At 68.0% G+C, this 5,545-nt stretch carries 5 protein-coding genes; all 5 read left to right on the top strand.

Annotated elements, in window-relative coordinates:
• Window positions 1–61 precede the first annotated feature (61 nt).
• The 5 genes from accC (at window position 62) to VGT06_04490 (ending at window position 5,400) form a co-directional block, all read left to right on the top strand.
• Complete coding sequence (accC, locus tag VGT06_04510) at window positions 62–1,408, top strand: acetyl-CoA carboxylase biotin carboxylase subunit (protein HEV8662392.1); 1,347 nt, start codon at window positions 62–64, stop codon at window positions 1,406–1,408.
• Between the two features lie 4 nt (window positions 1,409–1,412).
• A complete protein-coding gene (thiE, locus tag VGT06_04505) occupies window positions 1,413–2,087 on the top strand; it encodes a thiamine phosphate synthase (protein HEV8662391.1) in 675 nt (224 codons plus the stop codon).
• Window positions 2,088–2,328: 241 nt separating this feature from the next.
• Window positions 2,329–3,015 (top strand): L-threonylcarbamoyladenylate synthase, encoded by a 687-nt coding sequence (locus VGT06_04500; GenBank protein HEV8662390.1) that lies wholly within the window; start codon window positions 2,329–2,331, stop codon window positions 3,013–3,015.
• A gap of 148 nt (window positions 3,016–3,163) precedes the next feature.
• On the top strand, window positions 3,164–4,363 hold the full coding sequence (locus VGT06_04495) for a branched-chain amino acid ABC transporter substrate-binding protein (GenBank protein HEV8662389.1): 1,200 nt from the start codon (window positions 3,164–3,166) through the stop codon (window positions 4,361–4,363).
• Window positions 4,364–4,434: 71 nt separating this feature from the next.
• Window positions 4,435–5,400: a branched-chain amino acid ABC transporter permease gene (locus tag VGT06_04490; GenBank protein ID HEV8662388.1), complete on the top strand. Its 966-nt coding sequence runs from the start codon at window positions 4,435–4,437 to the stop codon at window positions 5,398–5,400.
• The last annotated feature ends 145 nt before the right edge of the window (window positions 5,401–5,545 follow it).

The raw sequence follows: 5,545 nt of genomic DNA, 5'->3' as shown, positions 1-5,545 counted from the left end.
GGCCCGGCACACGGGTGCGAGCGTGAGTCATAGGTCCAATTCGTTGGAACCTCTCTAGGTCATGTTCCAGAAGATCCTCATCGCCAATCGGGGGGAGATCGCGCTTCGGGTCATCCGGGCCTGCCGCGAGATGGGGATCCGCTCCGTGGCCATTTATTCCGAAGGGGACCGCGATTCGCTGCACGTGGCGATGGCTGACGAGGCGATCTGCATCGGCCCGCCGGAGTCCGCCCAGTCGTACCTGAACATCCCCCGCATCATGAGCGCTGCCGAGATCAGCAAGGCCGACGCGATCCACCCGGGCTACGGCTTCCTGGCGGAGAATCCGCACTTCGCCGAGGTCTGCCAGGCCTGCAAGATCGCCTTCGTCGGGCCGGGGCCGGAGAGCATCCGCCTGATGGGCGACAAGGCCCAGGCCCGGCAGACCGTCGCGGCCGCACGGGTCCCGGTCGTCCAGGGAAGCACCCTGACCGTGGGGAGCCCCGAGGAGGCGCGCACCGTGGCCGCGGAGATCGGCTACCCCGTGATCATCAAGGCTGCGGCGGGAGGCGGGGGCAGGGGTATGCGCATCGTCCACGCCGAGGCCGACCTGGCCAGGGCCCTGCAGACCGCGCAGGGCGAGGCGGGGGTAGCCTTCGGGAACCCGGCCGTCTACATTGAGCGGTACGTGCGCAATCCCCGCCACGTGGAATTCCAGATTCTGGCGGATGCCCACGGGCAGGTCCTGCACCTGGGAGAGCGGGACTGCTCCATCCAGCGCCGCCACCAGAAGCTGATCGAAGAGTCCCCGTCCCCGGCCATGACGGCAACGCTGCGGGAGGCGATGGGGGGGGCGGCGGTGGCCTCGGCCCGGGCCGTGGGGTACGTCAATGCCGGGACCATCGAGTTCCTCCTGGACGAGGACGGCCGGTTCTACTTCATGGAGATGAACACCCGCATCCAGGTGGAGCACCCGGTGACGGAAGAGGTGGTGGGAATCGACCTGGTGAAGCTCCAGATCCGCATCGCGGCCGGGGAGCACCTCCCCTTCCGCCAGGAGGAGGTCGTCCTGCGGGGCCATGCCATCGAGTGCCGGGTGAATGCCGAGGACCCCGAGGAGTTCCTCCCGTCGCCGGGAAAGATCACCACCCTGCGGCTCCCGGGGGGGCCGGGCATCCGGGTGGACACCCACGCCTACGCCGGCTACACGATCCCACCCTATTACGATTCCCTGGTGGCCAAGCTGATCGCCCACGGGCAGGACCGGGCCGAGGCCCTCAGTCGGATGCGGCGGGCGCTCCAGGAGTTCGTCGTCCAGGGGATCAGGACCACCATTCCGTTCCACCTGCGGGTGATGGACCACCCCGACTTCGTCAAGGGCGCGGTGTCCACCAACTTCCTCGAGCGCCTCACCGAGGCCAGCGCCTAGACCCATGGCGTTCCCGCGGGACCCTGCGCACGCCCTCTGTGTCATCACAGACGAGGTCGTGTCGGGGCGGAGCCACGAGGCGATCGGGGAAGCGGCCCTCCGGGGAGGCGCCCGGTTCCTCCAGCTCCGGGAGAAGCGAGGCGACCTGCGACGGCTTCTCGAGGCCGCCCGGACGCTGGCGGCGGCCTGCCGGGACGCCGAGGCGCTCCTCGTGATCAACGATCGCTTGGACGTGGCGCTGGCCGCCGGGGCGGATGGGGTCCACCTGGGGCAGGAGGACCTCCCGGCAGTGCTCGCCCGGCCGCTCCTGGGACCGGATCGGCTCCTCGGGATCTCGACGAACCGACCGGAGGAGGCATCGGAGGCAGAGGGGGCGGGAGCCGATTACGTGGGGGCGGGTCCTGCCTACGCGACAGGGACCAAGGAACGGATCCGCCCCGTCCTCGGCTCGGAGGGGCTCCGGCGGATCCGGGCAGCTACCCGACTCCCGGTCTTCGCGGTAGGTGGGATCACCCTGGACCGGGTGCCGGAGGTTCTGGAGGCCGGTGCCGACGGCGTAGCGGTGGTCTCGGCCATCGCGGCGGCCCCCGACGTGGCCGCCGCGACCCGCGCCTTCCTGGAGGTCCTGGCGGCGCACTACGGCCGACGGAGCGAACTCTGGCCCCAAAAATCCTGTTGACGGTCCAGCCAACGCTGGGCTATATTCCGCCACGCTTTCCAGAGGTCGGAAACATCCTTTGAGCACACCCCACTAGGTCGGTCTTTCGGGCCGGTCGCTTCCTGCGGTTCGGGTGTCCCGCTGTCCGGAGCTCCCCTGGGGTGGGAGGATGTCGTGTCCCCCGCGGGCGTCCCTCCAGAGCCCCGGGTCCCGACCGGCCCCGGACCGAAGGGGACGCGCCGGGCGAGCGTCTATATGGTATATGGCGGCGGGCGACGTCCTCCGGTCTGAGGCCCCCGTGGCGGCTCACCTCCGCCTGCTGTCGGTGGAGACGGCAGGAGCGGTGGAGGAAGCAGCGGCGGTCCTGCGGGCGGGCGGCTTGGTGGTGTTCCCAACCGACACGCTCTATGCCCTGGGTGCTGATCCGCTGAATGGGGAGGCGCTCCGGCGGCTCGTCCGGGCAAAGGGAAGTCGGGGCAAGGCCATTCCGCTGCTGCTTCCGGGGCCGGAGGCCCTGGGGGAAGTGGCGTCCGAGGTGCCGGGGCTCGCCCTGGTGCTCGCAAGCCAGTTCTGGCCCGGTCCCCTGACCCTCGTCGTTCGGGCCCGGCCGGGCTTGCCCGAGGTCCTCACCGGCGGCACAGGGACCGTCGGTGTCCGGGTCCCCGCCGGGCCGGTGGCGCTTGGCCTCCTGCGGACGCTGGGGGGTCCGGTGACGGGGACAAGCGCGAACCGGACGGGCGAGCGCGCGCCCCGGCAAGTGGAAGATGTGGCCGCAGAGTTCGCGGCTCACCTGGATCTTCTCCTCGACGGGGGCGCATGCCCGGTGGGGGTTCCCTCGACGGTCCTCGACCTCACGACGGATCCCCCCTGCGTGCGGCGGATCGGGGCGGTACCGGTGGCGATCCTGCGGCGGATGGAGGGGTTGCAGCGGCTGGGGGAGCCGGCCTGAGCCTCCCCGGCTTGACTTGCCCGCGGGGGCAGGGTAGGGTTAGCCCGCGGTGGGCCACGTGGCCCTGGTGAAGGAGGTGAGAGACGAGATCGGAGCGGCGCGTACACGCTGGTCTTGGGGTAACCGCTGAACAAGGGAGAGGAATATGGTGAACGGGAGACTCGTACGGTCCCTGATCGCGCTGGCCGCAGGGATCGCGCTTCTGGCCGGGCCGTCGGCAGAGGCCCAGCAAACCATTAAGATCGCCACCCAGAGCCCCCTCTCGGGAGAGCAGGCAGCCCTGGGGGAGGGGATCAAGCTGGGGACCCAGCTGGCCGTTGAGAAGTTCAAGGGCCCCCTGGAGAAGATGGGCTTCAAGGTCCAACTGGTGCCATTCGATGACCAGGCCAAGCCGGACGTGGGCGTGGCCAATGCCAAGAATATCGTGGCCGACCCCGACATCCTCCTGCTCATCGGCCACCTGAACTCGGGCGTGGCCCTGCCCTCCTCCGAGGTCTACAAGGAAGTGGACCTGGCCATGATCTCCCCCGCCAACACGAACCCCCTCATCACGGACCGGAACTACAAGAACGTGAGCCGGGTGTGCGGGCGGGACGATGTCCAGGGGGATGTGGGGGCCACCTTCGCGAAGGAGCAGTTGAAGGTCAAGAGCGCCTACGTCCTGCACGACAAGACCCTCTACGGCCAGGGCGTGGCCGAGTTCTTCCGCGACAAGTCCAAGAAGCTGGGCATCGAGGTCCTGGGCTTCGAGGGGACCGAGGAGAAGGCGAACTTTGACCCCATCATCACGCCCATGAAGGCCCAGAATCCCCAGCTGATGTACTTCGGGGGAATTTACAATCAGGCGGCGGTGTTGCTGAAGCAGGCGCGTGAGAAGGGGATGACAAAGACCATCTTCCTTGGGCCGGATGGGATGGACTCCTCGGAGATGGTGAAGATCGCCGGCAAGACAGCGGTGGGGATGTACTACACCACCGTCGTGGGGCCGCCCACCATCTACCCCGAGGCCAAGGGGTTCATCGCTGACTACAAGAAGCAGTTCGGAAAGGACCCGGAGCCCTTCGCCGCCCAGGCCTATGACTCGACAGCCCTGGGCTTGAAGGCCATCGAGGCCGCCGTCAAGGCAGCGGGAAACAAGAAGCCGACGCGCGCGACGGTTTCGGCCGAAGTCCGGAAGGTGAGGAACTTCAAGGGGATCACCGGGGCCATCACCTTCGACGAGAAGGGGGATCCGGCGAAGGCCAAGTATTTCATCATCCAGGTGGTTTCGGATGACCCGGGGAAGTGGGGGCAGAACAAGCTGATCAAGACCCTCGAGATCGCTGCCCCGGCGATGAAGAAGATGTAGCCTGAGGCTTGCCACAACACTAGGGGGGCGGGCGACCGCCCCCCTAGTGTTGCCGGGCCACCGGAGCACGCATGGAAGTTGCCATCGGCATGTTTCCCCAGGTGCTGGTGGATGGGCTCATCCTGGGCTTCATGTACGCCCTCATTGCCCTCGGCTACACGATGGTGTACGGGGTCCTGCAGCTCATCAACTTCGCCCATAGCGAGATCTTCGTGGTGGGGGCCTTTATCGGGGTGGAGATCCTCCTGGGGCTGAAGGCGGCCGGGTGGCTGGGGAGCGTGCCCCCCCTCCTCCTGATCCTCCTGCTGGTGGCGGCCGGCATGGCGGCCAGCGGTCTGCTGGCGGTGGGGGTGGAGCGCGTCGCCTACCGGCCCCTCCGGGGGGCCCCCCGCCTCGTCCCGCTCATCTCGGCCATCGGCGTCTCCTTCTTCCTGCAGGATGCCGTCCGCCTGCTGGAGAGCCTCTGGCGCAACGCCTTCTACCTCGTCTATCCCCCGGTGGACTTTTTTGACATCCGGATCCACTTCGGTGAGATCTTTGACATCTCCCTCAAGTCCATCATCGTGATCGTCGCCGCGATCGGGATGCTCATCTGCCTGACCCTCATCGTCAACCGGACCAAGATGGGCAAGGCCATCCGGGCCGTGGCCGAGGACCAGGCCACCGCCAGCCTCATGGGCATCAACGTGAACCGCATCATCTCGCTCACCTTCTTCATCGGTGGCGCGATGGGGGGCGCGGCCGGGGTCCTCTTCGGCGTCCAGTATAGCCTCATCAACCCCTACACGGGCTTCATCCCGGGCATCAAGGCCTTCACGGCAGCCGTCCTGGGCGGCATCGGGAATATCCCCGGCGCCATGGCCGGCGGCCTGGTCCTGGGACTCCTGGAGGCCTTCTCCGCCTCTTACCTCTCCCTGCTGACGGGCGGGGCCTTCGGGGCCGAGTACAAGGACATCCTGGCCTTCTCCCTCCTGATCGTGATCCTCATCTTCCGCCCCCGGGGGCTGCTAGGAGAGGTGGTGGCCGAGAAGGCCTAGGGCACGGCCGATGCGCAAGGCGATCACCCTCTTCTGGGAGCTGGACCCCCTGGGCTGGCGGCGGTGGCCCCCCGCCCGCTTCCTCGCGGTGACGACCTTCATCGCCTTGAGCAGCACCCTCGTCTACCTCTTCCCGCGCTCCGTC

Source organism: Candidatus Methylomirabilis sp. (assembly GCA_036000645.1).
In the GTDB taxonomy this organism is placed as follows: Bacteria; Methylomirabilota; Methylomirabilia; order Methylomirabilales; family JACPAU01; genus JACPAU01.
This window is presented reverse-complemented; position numbering and strand designations above follow the sequence as displayed.

Coding starts and splice junctions, on each gene's coding strand:
- accC (HEV8662392.1), top strand. CDS start 62: ATGTTCCAGAAGATCCTCATCGCCAATCGGGGGGAGATCGCGCTTCGG.
- thiE (HEV8662391.1), top strand. CDS start 1,413: ATGGCGTTCCCGCGGGACCCTGCGCACGCCCTCTGTGTCATCACAGAC.
- VGT06_04500 (HEV8662390.1), top strand. CDS start 2,329: ATGGCGGCGGGCGACGTCCTCCGGTCTGAGGCCCCCGTGGCGGCTCAC.
- VGT06_04490 (HEV8662388.1), top strand. CDS start 4,435: ATGGAAGTTGCCATCGGCATGTTTCCCCAGGTGCTGGTGGATGGGCTC.